Raw genomic sequence first — 17,649 nt, forward strand, 5'->3', positions numbered from 1 at the left:
CGCGCTTCACAGCGCGGACTGCTTGCGCCACAGCACGAAGCCCTGCTCGACCAGCCGGTTCATCACCCGGTCCTGCGAGAGCTTGTAGACCGCGCGGGCCAGGCGGCCGCGCAGCTCCGGCGTGTTGCACTTGGAGCGATGGGACAGCGTCAGGTACAGGCCCTCGCGCGCGACCGCCGGCATCAGCGGCTGGATCGCCGGGCCGCCGCCGCGGGCGGCGTAGGCCTCGGCCGGCGTGTCCTCGTAGATCAGGTAGTCGGCGCGGCCCCGCTGCAGCATCTGGATCGCCTGCTCGATCGTGGCGACCTGGCTGATCTTCAGCGACTGGCGCGCGTAGTTGTCGAACTCCACGCCGAAGCTGTTGTTGATCACGGTGACGCCCTGGCGCGGCGCGAGGTCGCTCCAGCGCTTGTAGGGCACCGGCGACGCGCTGCGCGTCCACACCACGCTGCGCGTCTCGCGGAAGGCGGGGTGGAAGTAGTCCATGTACTCGGTGCGCGGCAGCGTGAAGAACGCGCCGGCGATCAGGTCGATGCGACCGGCGCGCATCTCCTCCTGCACGCGGCCCCAGGGGCCGACGTAGCGGGTCTCGACCGGCACGCCGATCTCCGCGGCCAGCCACTGCATCAGGTCGGCGTTGGCGCCGACCAGCTTCTGCTCGTCGGCGGGGTCGCGCCACAGGTAGGGCGGGTACTGCGGGTTGCCGGAGGCCACCAGCATCGGGCAGCCGGGGATCGGCGCCAGCGGCGGCGTGGCGGGGGCGGGCGCCGCGCTTGCCTGCTGGGCGGGCACGGCGGGGGCCTGCGCGCGCGCGAGGCCGCCGCGCGACGCGTCCGGCCCCGGACCCGCGAGGGCCAGGCCGATCAGGGCGAGCGACGATGCAGCAAGGCTGCGCAAGGACATGGTCTTCGGATAATCCCAGCATGGAAGCCTGGCTGCAACACATGGTTCACCTGATGCTGGAGACCCTGGCCCTGCCCCAGGTGGGGCTGGGCGCGGTCTTCGTCGTCGCGCTGGTCTCGGCGACGCTGCTGCCGATGGGCTCGGAGCCGGTCGTGCTGCTGCTGGTCAGCGCCAAGCCGGAGCTGTTCTGGCCGGCGATCCTGGTGGCGACGGCCGGCAACACGATCGGCGGCGCGATCACCTGGTGGATGGGCTACGGCGCCGAACGCGCCTACGAGGCCGCGGTGCATCACACGCCGCGCGACCAGCGCATGCTGGGCTGGCTGCGCCGCTTCGGCGCCAAGGCCTGCCTGCTGAGCTGGCTGCCGATCGTCGGCGATCCGCTGTGCGCGCTGGCCGGCTGGCTGCGGCTGCCGTTCTGGCCCTGCGTGCTGTACATGGCGATCGGCAAGTTCGCGCGCTACCTGCTCATGACCAGCCTGGGGCTGTCGATGCTGCCCGAGCAGTGGAAGTCGATGCTGACGCTCGGGGGGTGACCGGCGGCCGGCGCCGGCCGGGCTTGCACAATGCGGGGCTTCGACAGGAGACCCCGCCATGAGCACACCGAGCACCCCGGCGTACGACGCCCTGTGCCAGCGCCACCAGCGCATCCATCGACTCGCCCACCTCCAATCGATCGCCGCCTGGGACCAGTCCGCCTTCATGCCGGAACGCGGCGCGCAGGCCCGCGCCGAGGCGCTGGCCGAGATGGGCGGCCTGCTGCACCAGCTGGGCACCGATCCGGCGCTGCGCGCGCTGCTGGACGACGCGGCGCAGGAGCCGCTGGACGACTTCCAGCGCGCGTCGCTGCGCGAGATGCGCCGCGTCTGGCGCGCCGCGAACGCGGTGCCGCAACGCCTGGTCGAGGCCCGCTCGCTGGCGAACTCCCATTGCGAGCACGAATGGCGCCACCAGCGCTCGGCCAACGACTGGGCGAGCTACGTCGAGAACCTGCGCCCGGTGGTGCGCTACGCCCGCGAGGAGGCGCAGTACCTGTCCGACGACGGCGGCCTGAGCCGCTACGACGCGCTGCTCGACAACTACGAACCGGGCATGCGCTCGGCCGAGGTCGACCGCGTCTTCGGCGACCTGCGCCAATGGCTGCCGGGGCTGATCCGCCAGGTGATGGACCGCCAGGCCGGCGACCGCGTGATCCATCCGCAAGGCCCGTTCCCCGCGGCCGCGCAGCGCGCGCTGGGCCTGGACGCGATGAAGCTGCTGGGTTTCGATTTCGAGGCGGGCCGGCTCGACGAGAGCGCCCATCCGTTCTGCGGCGGCGTGCCGGAGGACGTGCGCATGACCACGCGCTATCGCGACGACGGCTTCCTGCAGAGCCTGACCGGCACGATCCACGAGACCGGTCACGGCCGCTACGAGCAGAACCTGCCGCGCGAGTGGCTGGGCCTGCCGGTGGCGCGGGCGCGCTCGATGGGGCTGCACGAGAGCCAGAGCCTGTCCTTCGAGATGCAGCTGGCGTCGCACCCGGGCTTCGCGGGGCTGCTGCAGCCGCTGGTGGAGCGCCACCTCGGGCGGCAGGCGGGTTTCGCGGCGGACAACCTGCACCGGCTGATGACGCGTGTCGCGCCGGGCTACATCCGCGTGGATGCGGACGAGGTCACCTATCCGGCGCACGTCATCCTGCGCTACGAGATCGAGCGCCCGTTGATCGAGGGCGAGATCGAGGTCGAGGACATCCCCGCGCTGTGGGACGCGAAGATGCAGGAGCTGCTGGGCATCGACACGCGCGGCAACTACAAGGACGGCTGCATGCAGGACGTCCACTGGGGCTGCGGGCTGTACGGCTACTTCCCGTGCTACACGCTGGGCGCGATGTACGCGGCGCAGTGGTTCGCCGCGATGCGGCGCGAGCGCGCGTCGCTGGACGACGAGATCGCGCGCGGCGAGCTGGCGCCGGTCTTCGACTGGCTGCGGGCGAAGGTGTGGTCGCAGGGCAGCCGCTGGGAGACGCCGGAGCTGGTGTCGCGCGCCAGCGGCGAGGCGCTCAACCCGGTGCACTTCCGCCGGCATCTCGAGTCGCGTTACCTGGGCTGATCCGCTGGCCTGATCGGGCGGGGGGAGGCCATCCGCGCCGGCGCCGCGGCGCTGTCCCGGCGGCGATGCGGCGAGGCCATGAGAAAGGGCACCCCGAGGGGTGCCCTTTGCTCGATGCGACCGCGGTCTCTACCCCACGGTCGCTCCCAACGAGTCGTCGAGGACTCGATTGTTCTGGTGTCAGGCCTTGCCGGCGCGCTGGCGGCGGCGGATGACCAGGCCCATCGCGCCGAAGCCGGCCAGCAGCAGGGCCAGGCTCTGGGGTTCGGGCACGGCCGCGGCGTTGCCGCCGGCGCCGGCGTTGCTCACCACGCTGATGTTGTCCAGCGAGGTGCCGTAGGAGTCGGCGCGGCCGGTGGCGCCGAAGCGCAGGGTCATCGGGCTGCCGGTGCCGGTGAAGGTGGTGGTGAAGGTTTGCCAGGTGGTGGTGGTGTCCTGGCCGACGTTGCCGCTGAGGCTGCCGATGCTCCAGTTCAGGCCGTTGCTGTTGGCGCCCTGGTTGTCGGGGCGGGCCGCGTAGGAGAAGGTCAGCGTGTAGGCGGTGCCCAGCACGGTGTTCAGCGTCTGGCTGATCCAGCTGTTGGTGGTGGTGTCGAGTTCGGCGAAGTTGCTGCCGTTGAAGGCGCTGCCGGCGACGTTGTTGCGCAGTTCCACGCCATGGGGGCCGACGGTCCAGCCGGCGATGCTGTCGAGGATGACGTAGCTGCCGTTGCTGACGGTGGTCGATTCGAAGCTGCCGTTGGTCAGCAGGTTCACGGGGGCGGCCATCGCGAACAGCGGGGCGGCGAACAGGGAGGCTGCGATCAGGCGCTTCATGGCGGGGAGGCTCGGGAAGTTCGACAAGGGTGCGCGGATCTCTCTGCGCTTGTGTCGAATTGTTCGAGAGCCTCTTCCGCGGGACATCCCCCTGTGCACTGGGGATGGCGGGGTGTTCCGTGACGGAATGCACACCGAAACGAGTCGGCATTGGAACCGCTCGGCCGTGACGGCCGAGCGATGGATAGCCGGTGAGGATCCGGTGGTGACTCGGTGATGAGCCGCTCGGCGGTGGGCGCCTCGGCAGTGGACGGCTCGGTGATGCGGGAGCGGCTGATGCCGGTGCCCCTTGGAGCGAATGCCGAGCGTGCGGAGGCGTCTGAGCGGAAAGGGGCACCGGCATCAGCCGCGGGGTGCGCCGCTGGTGTCAGGACTTGCGGGTCGTGGCCTTGGCGGAGGAGCGGGTTGCTGTCTTCTTGGGAGCGGCGGGTTTTTTCGGCGTCTTGGCGGTCGTCTTCGACGCTGGCGTTTTCGCCGTTGGAGCGGCGGTTTTGCCAGCATGGGCGGCGCGCAACATCGCGACCTCGGCGGTCAGTGATTCGACGCGTGCCTGGAGCTTGGCGACCTCCTCGACGGATGGCATGCCCATCCGGGCGAGCGCACGCGCGACGCGGTCTTCGAAGATCGATTCCAGTTTGTCCCAGTGTTGCCCGGCGCGGCTGCCGACTTCGTTGGCCATGTCGCTCATCCGGTGGGCGGCGGTGTCGACCTTGGTTTCGGCCGCGCGGACCTTGTCCAGTACGGCGCCGCCCTGGTCTTGTGCCTTGGCGAATGCTTGCAGGCCGGCCGACCAGATCTGCTGGGCCGAGGCCCGGACCTGTTCGGCGAACGGCGTGTCGGCCGCTGTCGGCGCGGCGCCCGCCGCGTCCTTGCGGCGGCCTTTGGCCTGCTTCGGGCCGGCCGTCTTCTGCTGCTTCTTGACCATGGGCGTTCCTTGTCGTCGCGCGGCCGGGGGCTGAGGCCCCGCGCGCCGAAAGTCGGACTATAGGGCGCGTGCCAGGCGTCACGGTGACGCCGTCTGGATCTTTCTCCCCCATCGGGGCGAACGGCGCAGGCGCCAGAATGCGCGCCATGTCCAGCACAGCCAGGCCGGCATGCTGGCCGAGCGCGGCCTGGTCCGTCCGCTGCTGCCCGCCGGCCGACGGCAAGGGCGAGTGCTGCGCCTGGTGCAAGAGCCCGCTGCTGATGGTGGACATGCCGCGCCTGGCGAACGCGCTGCGCAAGCGTTCGCCGTCGGAGCCGCTGTTGATGCCCAACGGCGGCAAGCCGGTCGGCTGGTCCTGCCGGGGCTGCGGCGCGCCGATGGATCCGACGCGGGAGACCCGATGCGGGCAATGCCATCACGCGGTGGTGGCGTCGTCGCTGGAGGAGCTCGGGCCGCTGCTCGATGCGCTCGAGGACGACGCCCGCCTGGCGCGCGAGCGCCACGAGCGGGCGGACTCGTATGCCACGCCGCACGACCCGGCGGGCGGAAAGCACGGCGGCTTCTGGAAGGGCGAGTACGAGCGCCGCAAGGGGCGCGACTGGGGCGAGTCCGGCTGGCCCCAGGGGCCCGAGGGCACGCCGCCGACTCTCAGGGAAATCGCGCTGCGGATCGCGGCGTTCCTGCTGCGCTGAGGGGCCCTCAGAGATCCAGCAGCGCGATCGGCTTCGTGCAGGCCGCCGGCGTGCCGCCACCACGCACGACGAAGGGCAGCTCGCCCCACGGGCCCGAATCGCGCGGGCAGCCATTGCGCAACGTGCCCCCCGGGCACGCGCATCCCTTGGTCTTGACCAGCTTGTCCAGCGTCTGCGTCTGCTGCGGGTTGAGCTTGGGCAGCCGCGGCGCGAAGACCAGCTGCAACGCGGTCGTCGGCGCGACGGCATCGGCGGCCGGCACCGGGCCGAGCAGCGTCGCCATCGAGTGGATCTCCTTGAGCGCCGCCGGGGCCTTCATCTGCTTGGCGCGGCGCAGGTAGTTCAGCGCCACCTCCATCGCCGCGTAGCCCCGCGCCGACGACGCGGTGAACGGCTTGCGGAACGCCGCGCCGTAGGTGTTGGCGATCTGGTCCCAGCGGCCGCGGTCGACCGTCAGCACCGGACACAGCACCGCGTCCACCCGCTCCGACAGCGTGGCGTCGAAGTCCATCCAGCACGAGGTCCGCGCGCTGATGCGCAGCCCGGTCTGGCGGCGCAGGTCGGCGGCGATCTTCTCGCCGGCATTGAGCTCGATGCGGCCCAACTGCAGCTGCAGGTCCTGGTCCTTCACCCGCTCCGCGTTGCTGGACACGAACGGGATGCCCGCCGCCCGCAGCGCGTCGGCGCCGGCGTTGATCTCGCACCAGTTGCCCAGCACCACGTCCACCTTGGCCTTGATGAACTCCTGCGAGATCGCATCCGCCTTGCGGGCGTCGCAGCCGCTGTCCTTGACGATCAGCTTGGGCGCGGCGTCGCCGGGCCAGGTCTTGAGCGCCAGCGTCATGCCGAGCTGGAGTTGCTCGGCCTGCTCGGCGCTGGGATAGCTGCCCGGCAGGATGACGCCGATGGTGGCGGCCGATGCCGACGCGCCCGCGCACAGCAGCGCCGCCGGCAGGACGGCGGACAGGACCTTGCGGATGTTCATGACGATCCCTCGCGATGGCCGTGGTCGGCCGTTTGTTGACTTTGTCGCCCGGTCCGCAGGGTAGCGAACCAAGGCCGGAGGTATCGCCTGCTCTCGGGCGGCGCGCACTGAGGTTTTCCCGACGTTCGCCCCAATGAAAACGCCCTGGCGGGCCGGGGCGGTAAGACATCACAACTGTGACAAGAAGTGCGGCATGCGCGCAACGCGTGCCGTACGGCGCACAAGGCGCCGCAGCGCCGGTGGCCTCAGGCGGGCCAGCCTTGCAGCACCAGCTTGCCGCGCTGGCGCTGGCTTTCCTGCAGCGCGTGGGCGCGCTTGAGCGAGTCGGCGGAGATCGTCCCGACGACGTCGGCCAGCGTGGTGCGCAGTTCGCCGGCGTCGACCCGGGCGGCGACCTCGGCCAGCAGCCGGCCTTGCCCGGCGATGTCGTGCGTCGCATGCATGCTGCGCGTGAACATCAGTTCCCAATGCAGCGACACCGACTTGCCCTTCAGCGCCATCACGTCCAGGTCGTGCGGGCCGAAGTCGTCGATCATCGCCAGCTTGCCTTGCGGCTCCAGCGCTTCGACGAAGTCCTTGAAGTGCTGCGGCGTGTGGGTGAGGCTGGTGACGTAGCGCAGCGGGGGCACGCCGTCGCGCTGCAGCGCGGCGATCTGCGGCGCCAGCGGCTCGCGGTGGTTGATCACGTGGTACGCGCCCAGCGCGTGCAGCCACTTGCCGCCGTCGCCTTGCGGCTCGGAGCTGGTGGCGATCACCGTCAGGTGCGGCAGCCGGCGCGCCAGCTGGACCAGGATCGACCCGACGCCGCCGGCCGCGCCGGTGACCAGCAGGCTGACCGGCCGTTGCGGCTGCTGCTCGACTTGCAGTCGGTCGAACAGCAGTTCCCAGGCGGTGATCGCGGTCAGCGGCAGGGCGGCGGCCTCGGCGTCGCTCAGCGTGGCCGGCGCCTTGGCGGCGATGCGGTGGTCCACGCATTGGAACTGCGCGTTGCTGCCCGGACGGGTGATGTCGCCGGCGTACCAGACGCGGTCGCCGACGGCGAAGCCGGCGACATCCGGCCCGATCGCGCGGACGATGCCGACCGCGTCCCAGCCCAGGATCACCGGCGTCGTGCCGTCGGCGCTGGCGCGGCGCACGCGGACCTTGGTGTCGACCGGATTGACGGCGATCGCGGCGACCTCCACCAGCAGGTCCTTGGAACCGGGGGTCGGGACGGGCAGGTCCAGGTCGATCAGCGACTCGGATTCGGTGATGGGCAGGGACTTGAAGTAGCCGACGGCTTTCATGGGAACTCCTTGAAGGGATGCGGAAGCAAGGGGGTTGGCCGATGCGATGAGCAGGATGGTCGCTCCTTCGGCACAATCAATGAAGTCCACTGAATCGCTATCAGTTTCAACACTGGATTGAAGATTCGGCCGAACTCCCCAGCTGCCCGCCTCCCCGCATGAACATCGAGAACACCACCGAACTGCGCCTGCTGATCGAATGCGCCCGGGGCGGCAGCCTGACGGCCGCCTCGCGGGAAATGGGCATCACCCCGGCCGCGGCCAGCGCGATGCTCAAGAAGCTCGAGGCCCGGCTGGGCGTGCGGCTGGCCGAGCGCAGCACCCGCGCGCTGCGCCTGACCGCCGCCGGCGAACGGCTGCGCGACTACGCGCAGCGGGCGCTGGAGTTGCTTGAAGAGGGCCTGGCGCAGGTCACCGAGGGGAGCGACGACGGCGCCGGCAAGGGGCGTGGCGCCACCGCGTTGCGCGGGCGCATCCGGATGAGCGCCTCCAGCGACTTGACGCGGCGCGTGGTGCTGCCGCTGCTGGATGAGTTCCTCGACCGCCATCCGGGGGTGGAGCTGCAGCTCAACGTCGGCGACGCGCTGCAGGACGTGGTGCGCGACGAGGTCGACCTCGCGCTGCGTTATGGGGAGCTGGCCGACTCGCGGCTGGTGGCGCGCAAGCTCTACGACGGGCGCCGGCTGCTGGTGGGGTCGCCCGACTACCTGAAGCGGCACGGACGCCCGGCGCATCCGTCGGAGCTGTCGCAGCACGACTGCATCCGCTTCAAGATCGGCGACCGGCTGGAACGGGGATGGCGCTTCTGGCGCCGCGACGCGCTGCAGGCGGCGCCGCTGGACGTGACCGTGCAGGGCCGGCGCACCGCCGACGACGGCGGCATCGCCCATCAATGGGCGCTGGAAGGGCGGGGGCTGACCTACAAGAGCGACCTCGACATCCGCGACAGCCTGGCCAGCGGCGCGCTGGTGGAGGTGTTGCCGGACTGGGTCGGGCGGCCGATGCCGCTGCATGCGCTGATGCCCAGCCAGCGCTTCCTGCCGCAACGGCTCAAGGCGCTGGTGGACTTCCTGGCGGAGGCGCTGCGGCGGGAACCGCCGCGCGGGAACTGAGGCGAGGTCGCGAGGCGCTCGCGCTGGCGCGGGAAGGCCGCGCCGTCAGTGCTTGTGGTCGCCGTGACCCGCGTGCGGGTCCGAGGCGGCGTCCTTGGCGGGCGCCGCGGCCGAGGCGCCGCTGCGCGCGGCCGCCATGACCTGCACGGTCGTGCGCTGGGTGCCAGCGCCCTGGAAGACCAGCGTCAACGGCACGAGGTCGCCGTCCTTCACCTGGCCCTTCAGCTGGGTCAGCATCACGTGGAAACCGCCCGGCTTGAGCTCCACCGGCTGGCCCGCGGGCACCGCCAGCGCGGACACCGGACGCATGCGCATCACGGCGCCGTCCATCGCCATCTCATGCACCTCGGCGGCGCCGGCCACCGGGCTGCTGACCGAGACCAGCTTCACCGCCGTCGGCGACTGGATGCGCATGAAGGCGCCGGTGGCCGTCTGCTGCGGCACCGTGGCGCGCACCCATTGGCCGGTGACGACCACCTGGGCATGCGCCCAGCCGGCGCTCAGCAGCAGAACGGGGATCGCGAGCGCGGCGCGGGACAGCAGCTTCATCGGGGCATCCAATCCAGTCGGGGAAGACCGGCCCGGCGGGTTGGCCGGACCGGCAGCAGGTCAAGGGACTCAGGCGGCGGCGGTCATCGCCTTGCGCATCTTCTTCATCGCCGCGACCTCGATCTGGCGGATGCGCTCGGCGGAGACGCCGTACTCGGCGGCCAGCTCATGCAGCGTCATGCCGCCGGAACTGTCGTCGTTCACCTTCAGCCAGCGCTCCTCGACGATGCGGCGGCTGCGTGGGTCCAGCACGTCCAGCGCCTGCGCCAGGCCGTCGCTGGCCAGCCGGTCGCGCGAACGCGATTCCAGCACCCGCGTCGGCTCCTGCGTGTCGTCCGCCAGGTAGGCGATCGGCGCGTAGGTCTCGCCGTCGTCGTCGGTCTGGGGCTCCAGCGCCACGTCGCCGCCGGACAGCCGGGTTTCCATCTCGACCACGTCCTCGCGCTTGACGTTGAGCGTCTCGGCCACGCGGGCGATCTCGCTCTCGGTCAGCGACGAGCGCTGCTGGTTCTCGGCGTCTTCCTTCAGCGCGTGCTTCATCGAGCGCAGGTTGAAGAACAGCTTGCGCTGCGCCTTGGTCGTGGCGACCTTGACCATGCGCCAGTTCTTCAGGATGTACTCGTGGATCTCGGCCTTGATCCAGTGCATCGCGTACGACACCAGGCGCACGTTCTGCGCCGGGTCGAAGCGCTTGACCGCCTTCATCAGGCCGACGTTGCCTTCCTGGATCAGGTCGCCCTGCGGCAGCCCGTAGCCCAGGTACTGGCGCGAGATCGACACCACCAGCCGCAGGTGCGACAGCACCAGCCGGCCGGCGGCTTCCACGTCACCCTGGGCCTGCAGCCGGGTGGCGAAATCCTTCTCTTCCTCGGCCGTCAGCAGCGGGATGCGGTTCACCGCGGTGATGTAGGCATCCAGGTTCCCCAGCGAAGGCACCAGGGACCAGGGATCGCGGACCGTCAATGCAAGGCTGTTGGACATGTGTTCGTTTCTCCTGTATCGAACCCGGTCGGCCGGGTCGACGTCCGAAGATATTAGCACTCATGCCAGACGAGTGCTAAAGGCCCGGAAAACCACGTCAACCCTGGAGGGGCTCCAGATGAATCAAGTGTGGACGGCCCGTCTTAGGACCGACTTAAGTCATTGATTTGCCGAAGAAACGGGCAGTTCGAAGCTGAAGGTCGCGCCCTCGCCGGGGAGGCTGGACACCTGCAGCCGGCTGCCCATCAGCCCCAGCAGGCGCTGGGTGATGACCAGCCCGATGCCGGTCCCCTCGATGCCGCCGACCTCCCGTCCGAGCCGGTTGAACGGCTGGAACAGCTGGGCCATCTGGGCCTCGGTCAGGCCCGGGCCGGTGTCGGCGACGCTGATCTCGACCACCGCGCCGATCCGCCGCGCCCGCAGCTGGACGCGGCCGCCTTCCCGGTTGTACTTGACGGCGTTGCTCAGCAGGTTGGTCAGCACCTGCTTGAGCCGGGTGGCGTCGGCGCGCAGCTCGCAGGCGTCCGGCGCCAGCTCGACGTCGATCGACACGCCGCGGCGCCGGCGCTGGCTCTCGACCATCGCCAGGCTGTCGGCGGCGATCGGCTCCAGGTCCTGGTCGTCGATCTGGACGCGGAGCTGGTCGGCGTCCAGCCGCGAGAGGTCCAGCGTGTCGTCGATCATCTGGAGCAGGTGCCAGCCCGACTGCTGGATCTGCGCCAGCCAGCCGCGCTGGCGAGGGCTCAGGTCCGGGTCGCGGTCCGCCTCCAGCAGCTGCGCGAAGCCGAGCATCGCGTTCAGCGGCGTGCGCAGCTCGTGGCTCATCCGGGAGAGGAACTCGTTCTTGGCCCGGTTGGCGGCCAGCTCGGCCTCGTGGACCCGCTCCAGCTCGGCCAGGCGCAACTGCTCGCCGATGTCCTCGACGACGCCCAGCAGCCGGTACGGCCGGCCCTCGGCGTCGCGCAGCAGGCTGACGGTGGAACGCACCGTGATCACCTGCCCCTGGCCGCCGATGTAGCGCTTGATGCGGCTGTAGCGGTCGAGTTCGCCGCGGATCAGCGCCATGCCGAGCCGGCTGTCCTCGGCCCGGTCCTCGGGATGGGTGATGGCCATGATCGAGCGCGACTTCAGCTGCTCCTCGCTCATGCCCAGCAGCTGGCGGAAATACGGGTTGATCTCCTGCGGCCGGGCCTGGATGTCGCAGGAGACGACACCGATCGGCGCATGCTCGACGATGGTCCGGAAGCGCTCCTCGCTGGCGCGCAGCCGCGCGGTGGCCTCGTCGACGCGCCGCGCGACCCGGGCGGTGTCGCCGGTGACCGACAGCAGCAGCAGCCCCAGCAGCGCGGTGCCGACCAACCCCGCCAGCGCGAAGGGCAGCGCGCCGCCGCCCTCCAGCGCCGGCAGCCCCGACGGGCTGTAGACGACCAGCCGCCAGGCGCGGCCGGCGAAGTCCAGGTCGCGCGAGCGGCTGGGCAGCGCCTCGGGCAGGCGCAGGCAGCGCTCGTCGCCGGCCAGCAGCGGCCGGCGGGTGCCGGCGGTGGTGTCGAGCAGGCAGTAGTCGAGCCCGCCGCGCGTCGGCAGCGCGTCGTGCAGCAGCTGTTCCGGGCGCAGCGTCGCGAAGGCCAGGCCCAGCGGGCGGCGGACGCGGCCGGCGGCGTCGCGGGGGTCGGAGGTGCCGCCTTCATAGAGCGCGCGGTAGACGACCACGCCCATCAGCGTCACGCCGACGTCCTGCGACAGCGGGAAGCTCTCGCTCGCGGAGGGCTGGCCGGTGTCGACCGCCCGGTCCTGCGCGACGCGGGCCTGCGGGATGCTGCGGATGTTGGCGCCCATCGCCGGCCGGTTGCGGGCGTAGGGCGCGATCAGGCGGATCGGCAGCAGGTCGGCCGCGGGGTCCAGCGTCAGGTCGCCGGGGCGGCGGCGCTCGTAGACGCGGTAGGTGTCGTAGCCGTCGGCCCGCGCGGCGCGCTCGAACGCGGCCACGTTTCCCGGAGGCACGAACGGCGCCCACCCCACCGCGTAGACCGCGCCGCCCGCCCGGGCGCGCTCGGCATGGGCGCGCTCGAAATCGGCCCGGTCGATGCCCGGCGCGACCAGCAGCAGGCTGTGGTTGGCCTCGAGCGCGGTCAGCGGCATCGCCAGCGAATCCGCCAGCGTGTTCAGCGCGTTGGCTGCCTCCAGGTCGAAGGCGTGGCGGCGGCGGCCTTCCTCGTTGCGGGCGACGTGCAAGGTCGCCAGGAACAGCAGCGCGCAGGCGACCAGCAAGGGCAGGGCGACGCTCAACCGCCGCCGCGACCAGTGCGCCCGCGGCAGGCCGAACAGCGCCAGCGACACCGGCGCGCCGATCAGCACGCCGATCGCGTCGCCCACCCACCAGGCCACCCAGTGCGACACCACCTGCGACGGCCCGATCGCGCCCGTCAGCCACAGCGCCGCGACCCCGACGCTGGGCGCCACCAGGCAGGCGACGACCACCGTGGCCAGCAGGAAGCGGACCAGCTCCGCCGGCTCGCACAGCGGCGGGTGCTTGCCCGTCCAGCGTTCGGCCAGCCAGGCGCCCAGCCACGCCTGCAGCGCGCCGCCGATGGCCACCAGCAAGGGCTGCAACGGGTCCAGGTGCTCGCGCGCCAGGCCCATCGTCAGGCTCACCGCGGCGCCGCCGGCCAGGATGCCCGGCAGCACCCGCGGGCCCCAGCGCAAGACCGCCGCGACCGCGAGACCGGCGGCCGGGAAGATCGGGGAAACGAAGTCGGGAGGCAGGATCAGCTTCAGCGCCAGCGCGCCCAGCACCGCGTAGGCCACCGCGAGCGCCAGGTTCACCAGCAGCAGCCGGAACAGGGAAGCACCAGGCAGGGCAGGAGAGGACGCATCGGTCATCCATGCAGCCTACCTTCGCCACCCGGGGGGCGATATCGCAAGTTGCTCAGGGAAAGTTGGACTTGTCCTTTGGATCCAACGATGGGGCGTGCTCAAGCCGGCAGGTCCCAGCCCAGGCCCAGGCTCTTCTGCAGCGCGACGAAGTCCTTCAGCAGGTCGGCCTCGCCATCCAGCGACTTCAACCGGGCGTCGATGTCATGGCGCCGCGCATCGAGCAGGTCGACCTCGGTCGTCACGCCCGCCTGGCGGCGTTGACGCGTCAGGTCCAGGGCGCGCTGCGCCGAGCCCTGCTGCGCGAGCAGATGCTGCAGCGCCTGGCGCTGGCGGCCGAAACGCGCCAGCGAGGTGTTGGCATCCTGCAGCGCCGTCAGCACTGCCGCCTTGTAGTTCGCGACGGCTTCGTCACGGCCGGCCTCGGCCTGCTTCACCAGCGCCGCGGTGCGGCCGAAGTCCAGGAAATTCCAGCTCAGGTACGGCACCGCCGCCAACGCCAGGTTGTCCGTGCGGAACAGCTGGCCCGGCGAGGTCGCCGCCACGCCGACATTGCCCAGCAGGCTGAGCTTGGGGAAGTACTTCGCCGTCTCCTGGCCGATCTGCGCGGTGTGGCTGGCCAGCCGCCGCTCCGCCGCGCGGATGTCGGGCCGGCGCTGCAGCAGCGAAGCCGGATCGCCGATGGCGACCTCGGCCGGCGCGCTCGGCAGCGACGGCGTGGCCGCCGCGAGCCGCGCGTCGAGCGCGCCCGGCGCCTGCCCGGTCAGCAGCGCCAAGCGGTCCAGCGAGGCCGCGATCTGCGCCGCCACGTCGGCCAGCGCCGCGTGCGTCGCCTCGCGCTGCTGGGTGCGTTGCTCGACGTCGTCGGCCGTGGCCACGCCCTGGTCGAGCCGCTGGCGGACCAGCGCCAGCGCCTGCGCGTCGCCGTCGGCGGTGTCGCGCAGCAGGGCCTGGCGCCGCTGTTGCGCGCGCAGGCCGACGTAGGTGGAGGCGACTTCCGCCGTCAGCGACACCTGCGCGTCGGCGAGGTCGGCCCGCACCGCTTCGGCTTGCGCGGAGGCGGACTCGACCGCGCGGCGCGTGCCGCCGAACAGGTCGACCTCCCAGGTCGCGTCGAAGCCGACGCTGTAGAGATGCAGCGAGGTGTCGTGGTCGGTGCCCGGACCCTGCCAGACGCCGGCGGCCAGCGCCGAGGCCGAGCCCTTGGGCCGGCCGCTGGCCTCCTGTTGCTGGAAGGTGGCGCGGGCCGCGCGCAGGCGCGCCTCGGCGGCCTGCAGCGTGGGACTCTGGCCGAGCGCCTCGTCGACCAGCGCGTCCAGCGCGGGATCGTTGAGCGCGCGCCACCAATGCGCGGCGACCGGCGAGGCCGGCTTGTCCCGCGCGTCGTCGCGCGCGAATCGCGCCTGCTGGAGCGCGTCGGCCGCGATGGCGGGAGCGCCCGCGTAGTCGGGACCGACCGTCGTGCAGCCGGCCAGCAGCAGCATCGCGGCCGCCGCGGCGACGGCCGACAGCGTGGTCAGCGCGGCGAGGGCGGCGGACCTCGCCGGGCCGAAGCCGCGCGGGGAAGGGAAGGGGGATGGCGCGGTGGAAGGGGACGGAGAAGGAAAAGAGGTCATGGGGAGACTCGATGCGCCTCAATGGGCGTCGTTGGACGCGACCGGCTTGCCGGGCCGCGGCGTCTTGAGCGTCAGCGCCAGCGGGATGCACAGCAGCAGCGCGCCGGCGAGCGCGTAGAAGGTTTCGGAGAAGGTCATCACGCTGGCCTGCACGTGGATCTGCAGCGAGAGTTCCTTGATCGCCTGGAGCTGCGCATGGGCGAAGTCGCCGACCTGCGCGAAGTGGCTGGCCGCGCTGGCGGCCAGGCGTTCCTGCAGCAGCGTCGAGTTGGCGTTGAGCGATTCGCCCAGGCGGTCGACGTGCAGGCTGTTGCGCCGGTCGATGAAGGTGCCGATGACGGCCAGCCCGACCGAGCCGCCGAGGTTGCGCGCCATGTTGTAGATGCCGGCGGCGTCGCCCGATTCCTCGCGGGTGACGGTGGCCATCGAGGCCTGGTTGAGCGGCATCATGCACAGCATCTGCCCGACGCCGCGCAGCAGCTGCGAGCCGATGAAGTCGTGGCCCACGCTCTGCGCGGTGAGGCTGATGTCGAGCAGGCAGCTCGCCGCGAAGGCCATCAGCCCGAGGATCACCATCACGCGCAGGTCCACGCGCGAGATCAGCCGCGGCAGGATGGGCATCATCAGGAAGGCCGGGACGCCGGCCAGCAGCATGATCGCGCCCGACTGCTGCGCGTTGTAGCCCGCGACCAGCGACAGGAACTGCGGCACCAGGTAGGAGATGCAGTACAGCCCCGCGCCGACGGTGAAGACGATGACGATGACGCTGCTGTAGTGCCAGTTGCGCATCAGCTTGAGCCGCAGGATGGGCCGGGCCGCGACGCGCTGCGACAGCGCGATCATCAGCATGCCCGCGGCCGAGACCAGGCTCAGCGTGACGATCAGCGGGGACTCGAACCAGCGCTCGCGCTGGCCTTCCTCGAGGACCACCGTCAGCGTCGACAGCCCGACCGCCAGGCCGACGATGCCGAGCCAGTCGGCCCGCAGGAACTCCTCGAGGTGCATGCGCTGCGCGGGCAGCCCGAGCAGCAGCAGCGTCAGCAGCGCGGCGCACACCGGCACGTTGATGAAGAAGCACCAGTGCCAGCTGGCGTTCTCGGTCAGCCAGCCGCCGAGCACCGGTCCCAGCAGCGGCCCGAGCAGCACGATCAGCCCGAACAGCGTCATGCCCACCGGCAGTTGGTGACGCGGCAGCCGCGTGCGGATGATGGTCTGGGCGGTGGGAATCATCGCGCCGCCGGTGAAGCCCTGGCCGATGCGCGCCAGGATCAGCGTCGCGAGGTTGCCCGAGAGGCCGCACAGCACCGAGAACAGCGTGAACAGCGCCGCGTTGCCGACCAGGAAGTTGCGCAGCCCGAAGACGCGCGTGAGCCAGGCGGCGAGCGGGATCATGACGATCTCCGACATCAGGTAGCCGGTGGAGATCCAGGTGCCCTCGGTGCCGGTGGCGCCGATGGCGCCCTGGATCTGCGGCAGCGCCGAGTTGGTGATCGAGATGTCCAGCGTCGCCATCAGCGCGCCGAGCGCGCCCGCCGCGACCGCGATCCAGTCGCTGGCATGGGCGTTGGGCTCCGCGTGCGCGGCGCCGCCGGCCGCGCCCCGCGCCGGCGCCGTCGACGCGGCCTCAGCCATGGCGGGCTCCGGCGTCGGCCGATCGCGGCGCGGCGTCGCGGGCCGGGCCGCCGTCGCCGCGGGTGTCGACCTCGGTGGTCACGGAAAGCCCCGGCAGCAGCCGCTCGCGCAGCGCCGGATCGGCCTGCACGCGGATCCGCACCGGCACCCGCTGGACGATCTTGGTGAAGTTGCCGGTGGCGTTCTCCGACGGCAGCAGCGCGAACTGCGCGCCGGTGCCGGGCGAGAAGCTCTCGACGGTGCCGCGCACGTCGGCGTCCGGCAACGCGTCGACATGCAGCGTCACCGGCTGGCCGGCGCGCATGCGGCCGATCTGCGTCTCCTTGAAGTTCGCGACCAGGTAGATGTCCTGCGTCGGGACGATGGTCATCAGCCGCGTGCCGGGTTGCGCGAACTGGCCGACGCGCACGGTGGTGTCGCCGACGCGGCCGTCGATGGCGGCGCGCACCACGGTGTCGTCGACATCGAGGTGGTTCTGGCGCAGCGCGGCCTCGGCCGCCTCGACCTGCGCCTTGGACTGCGCGACCTGCGCCTGGCTGGACTTCAGCCGGCCGTCGGCCGCCTTCACCGCGGCCTCGGCGGCGGCGAGGCTGGCGGCGGCCTGGTCGCGGTTGTTGCGCAGCTCGGCCAGGCGCTCCGCGCTGGTGGCGCCGCTGACGGCCAGCGGCGTGTGGCGGGTCACCTCGTCCTGCGCATGGGCCAGCGCCAGCCGCGAGGCGTCGGCCTGCGCGCGGGTCTGCGCCAGTTGGGCCTGCTGCTGGAGGATGTCGGCCTCGTAGCGGTGGATGTCGGCCTTGCGGCCGTCGATCGTCGCCTGGGACTGGTCGGCGGCGGCCTGGTACTGGCGCGCGTCCAGCTTCACCAGCGGGTCGCCGCGCTTGACCGCCTGGTTGGCGACGACGAAGACCTGCGTCACGTAGCCGCCGACCTTGGGCGCGGCGGTGACGCTGTCGGCCTTCAGGTAGGCGTCGTCGGTGGTCTCGATGAATCGGCCGACGGTCCACCAGTGCGCGCCGTAGGCGCCGGCGGCGATGACGGCGGCGGCGGCGATCGCCAGCAGGACCGGGCGGCGCTTGGCCGGCGGCTGGGACGGGGAGGGCGCCGGGGTGGCCGGCGCGGCGGAAGGCCCGTTCGGGCCGGCGGAGGTCTGGGAAGACATGGGCGTGGCCGGCTGGACCGGCTCGGAGAAT

At 71.7% G+C, this 17,649-nt stretch carries 15 protein-coding genes; 4 read left to right on the forward strand and 11 right to left on the reverse strand.

Going from position 1 to position 17,649, the window contains the following annotated elements; translation table 11 throughout:
• Positions 1 to 6 precede the first annotated feature (6 nt).
• Positions 7 to 903, reverse strand: a complete 897-nt coding sequence (locus N5D62_RS01600; RefSeq protein ID WP_279755652.1) for a transporter substrate-binding domain-containing protein — start codon at positions 901 to 903, stop codon at positions 7 to 9.
• Positions 904 to 923: 20 nt separating this feature from the next.
• Here N5D62_RS01600 and N5D62_RS01605 point away from each other — a divergent pair, with 20 nt between their 5' ends.
• Positions 924 to 1,439, forward strand: a complete 516-nt coding sequence (locus N5D62_RS01605) for a DedA family protein (RefSeq protein WP_279755653.1) — start codon at positions 924 to 926, stop codon at positions 1,437 to 1,439.
• Positions 1,440 to 1,497: 58 nt separating this feature from the next.
• A complete protein-coding gene (locus N5D62_RS01610; protein WP_279755654.1) occupies positions 1,498 to 2,994 on the forward strand; it encodes a carboxypeptidase M32 in 1,497 nt (498 codons plus the stop codon).
• 180 nt (positions 2,995 to 3,174) lie between these two features.
• Here the strand turns inward: N5D62_RS01610 and N5D62_RS01615 are convergent, their stop codons facing one another.
• Together N5D62_RS01615 and N5D62_RS01620 are read right to left on the reverse strand one after the other, a co-directional pair.
• Positions 3,175 to 3,810 (reverse strand): DUF642 domain-containing protein, encoded by a 636-nt coding sequence (locus tag N5D62_RS01615; protein ID WP_279755655.1) that lies wholly within the window; start codon positions 3,808 to 3,810, stop codon positions 3,175 to 3,177.
• Between the two features lie 367 nt (positions 3,811 to 4,177).
• A complete protein-coding gene (locus tag N5D62_RS01620; RefSeq protein WP_279755656.1) occupies positions 4,178 to 4,735 on the reverse strand; it encodes a phasin family protein in 558 nt (185 codons plus the stop codon).
• Positions 4,736 to 4,881: 146 nt separating this feature from the next.
• Here N5D62_RS01620 and N5D62_RS01625 point away from each other — a divergent pair, with 146 nt between their 5' ends.
• Complete coding sequence (locus N5D62_RS01625; protein ID WP_279755657.1) at positions 4,882 to 5,427, forward strand: hypothetical protein; 546 nt, start codon at positions 4,882 to 4,884, stop codon at positions 5,425 to 5,427.
• 7 nt (positions 5,428 to 5,434) lie between these two features.
• On the opposite strand, the gene N5D62_RS01630 is transcribed toward N5D62_RS01625, so the two are convergent.
• Both N5D62_RS01630 and N5D62_RS01635 read right to left on the reverse strand, forming a co-directional pair.
• Entirely contained in the window at positions 5,435 to 6,412 is a 978-nt protein-coding gene (locus N5D62_RS01630; RefSeq protein WP_279755658.1) for a hypothetical protein, read from the reverse strand.
• A gap of 245 nt (positions 6,413 to 6,657) precedes the next feature.
• On the reverse strand, positions 6,658 to 7,698 hold the full coding sequence (locus N5D62_RS01635) for a zinc-binding alcohol dehydrogenase family protein (RefSeq protein ID WP_279755659.1): 1,041 nt from the start codon (positions 7,696 to 7,698) through the stop codon (positions 6,658 to 6,660).
• Between the two features lie 158 nt (positions 7,699 to 7,856).
• Between N5D62_RS01635 and N5D62_RS01640 the strand changes: the two genes are divergently transcribed.
• Positions 7,857 to 8,810 (forward strand): LysR family transcriptional regulator, encoded by a 954-nt coding sequence (locus N5D62_RS01640; RefSeq protein WP_279755660.1) that lies wholly within the window; start codon positions 7,857 to 7,859, stop codon positions 8,808 to 8,810.
• A gap of 45 nt (positions 8,811 to 8,855) precedes the next feature.
• Here N5D62_RS01640 and N5D62_RS01645 read toward each other — a convergent pair whose 3' ends face one another.
• The 6 genes from N5D62_RS01645 to N5D62_RS01670 all read right to left on the reverse strand — a co-directional run bounded on the left by N5D62_RS01645 (position 8,856) and on the right by N5D62_RS01670 (position 17,618).
• Entirely contained in the window at positions 8,856 to 9,359 is a 504-nt protein-coding gene (locus N5D62_RS01645) for a copper chaperone PCu(A)C (protein ID WP_279755661.1), read from the reverse strand.
• Positions 9,360 to 9,428: 69 nt separating this feature from the next.
• On the reverse strand, positions 9,429 to 10,340 hold the full coding sequence (rpoH, locus tag N5D62_RS01650) for an RNA polymerase sigma factor RpoH (RefSeq protein ID WP_279755663.1): 912 nt from the start codon (positions 10,338 to 10,340) through the stop codon (positions 9,429 to 9,431).
• A 159-nt stretch (positions 10,341 to 10,499) separates the two neighbouring features.
• Positions 10,500 to 13,220, reverse strand: a complete 2,721-nt coding sequence (locus N5D62_RS01655; RefSeq protein WP_279755664.1) for an MASE1 domain-containing protein — start codon at positions 13,218 to 13,220, stop codon at positions 10,500 to 10,502.
• A gap of 92 nt (positions 13,221 to 13,312) precedes the next feature.
• On the reverse strand, positions 13,313 to 14,695 hold the full coding sequence (locus N5D62_RS01660; protein WP_279755927.1) for an efflux transporter outer membrane subunit: 1,383 nt from the start codon (positions 14,693 to 14,695) through the stop codon (positions 13,313 to 13,315).
• A gap of 150 nt (positions 14,696 to 14,845) precedes the next feature.
• On the reverse strand, positions 14,846 to 16,459 hold the full coding sequence (locus tag N5D62_RS01665; protein WP_279755665.1) for an MDR family MFS transporter: 1,614 nt from the start codon (positions 16,457 to 16,459) through the stop codon (positions 14,846 to 14,848).
• Positions 16,452 to 17,618 (reverse strand): HlyD family secretion protein, encoded by a 1,167-nt coding sequence (locus tag N5D62_RS01670; RefSeq protein ID WP_279755667.1) that lies wholly within the window; start codon positions 17,616 to 17,618, stop codon positions 16,452 to 16,454. Before N5D62_RS01670 ends, N5D62_RS01665 begins: the two co-directional genes overlap by 8 nt.
• Positions 17,619 to 17,649: the final 31 nt, after the last annotated feature.

This window comes from Mitsuaria sp. GD03876 (genome assembly GCF_029840635.1).
Taxonomy (GTDB): Bacteria; Pseudomonadota; Gammaproteobacteria; order Burkholderiales; family Burkholderiaceae_C; genus Roseateles.

What these genes read in the sequence shown, in the direction of transcription:
- N5D62_RS01615 (WP_279755655.1), bottom strand. Translation starts at nt 3,810, where the DNA reads ATGAAGCGCCTGATCGCAGCCTCCCTGTTCGCCGCCCCGCTGTTCGCG.
- N5D62_RS01640 (WP_279755660.1), top strand. Translation starts at nt 7,857, where the DNA reads ATGAACATCGAGAACACCACCGAACTGCGCCTGCTGATCGAATGCGCC.
- N5D62_RS01665 (WP_279755665.1), bottom strand. Translation starts at nt 16,459, where the DNA reads ATGGCTGAGGCCGCGTCGACGGCGCCGGCGCGGGGCGCGGCCGGCGGC.
- N5D62_RS01645 (WP_279755661.1), bottom strand. Translation starts at nt 9,359, where the DNA reads ATGAAGCTGCTGTCCCGCGCCGCGCTCGCGATCCCCGTTCTGCTGCTG.
- N5D62_RS01660 (WP_279755927.1), bottom strand. Translation starts at nt 14,695, where the DNA reads ATGCTGCTGCTGGCCGGCTGCACGACGGTCGGTCCCGACTACGCGGGC.
- N5D62_RS01670 (WP_279755667.1), bottom strand. Translation starts at nt 17,618, where the DNA reads ATGTCTTCCCAGACCTCCGCCGGCCCGAACGGGCCTTCCGCCGCGCCG.
- N5D62_RS01630 (WP_279755658.1), bottom strand. Translation starts at nt 6,412, where the DNA reads ATGAACATCCGCAAGGTCCTGTCCGCCGTCCTGCCGGCGGCGCTGCTG.
- N5D62_RS01655 (WP_279755664.1), bottom strand. Translation starts at nt 13,220, where the DNA reads ATGACCGATGCGTCCTCTCCTGCCCTGCCTGGTGCTTCCCTGTTCCGG.
- N5D62_RS01605 (WP_279755653.1), top strand. Translation starts at nt 924, where the DNA reads ATGGAAGCCTGGCTGCAACACATGGTTCACCTGATGCTGGAGACCCTG.
- N5D62_RS01635 (WP_279755659.1), bottom strand. Translation starts at nt 7,698, where the DNA reads ATGAAAGCCGTCGGCTACTTCAAGTCCCTGCCCATCACCGAATCCGAG.
- N5D62_RS01625 (WP_279755657.1), top strand. Translation starts at nt 4,882, where the DNA reads ATGTCCAGCACAGCCAGGCCGGCATGCTGGCCGAGCGCGGCCTGGTCC.
- rpoH (WP_279755663.1), bottom strand. Translation starts at nt 10,340, where the DNA reads ATGTCCAACAGCCTTGCATTGACGGTCCGCGATCCCTGGTCCCTGGTG.
- N5D62_RS01620 (WP_279755656.1), bottom strand. Translation starts at nt 4,735, where the DNA reads ATGGTCAAGAAGCAGCAGAAGACGGCCGGCCCGAAGCAGGCCAAAGGC.
- N5D62_RS01600 (WP_279755652.1), bottom strand. Translation starts at nt 903, where the DNA reads ATGTCCTTGCGCAGCCTTGCTGCATCGTCGCTCGCCCTGATCGGCCTG.
- N5D62_RS01610 (WP_279755654.1), top strand. Translation starts at nt 1,498, where the DNA reads ATGAGCACACCGAGCACCCCGGCGTACGACGCCCTGTGCCAGCGCCAC.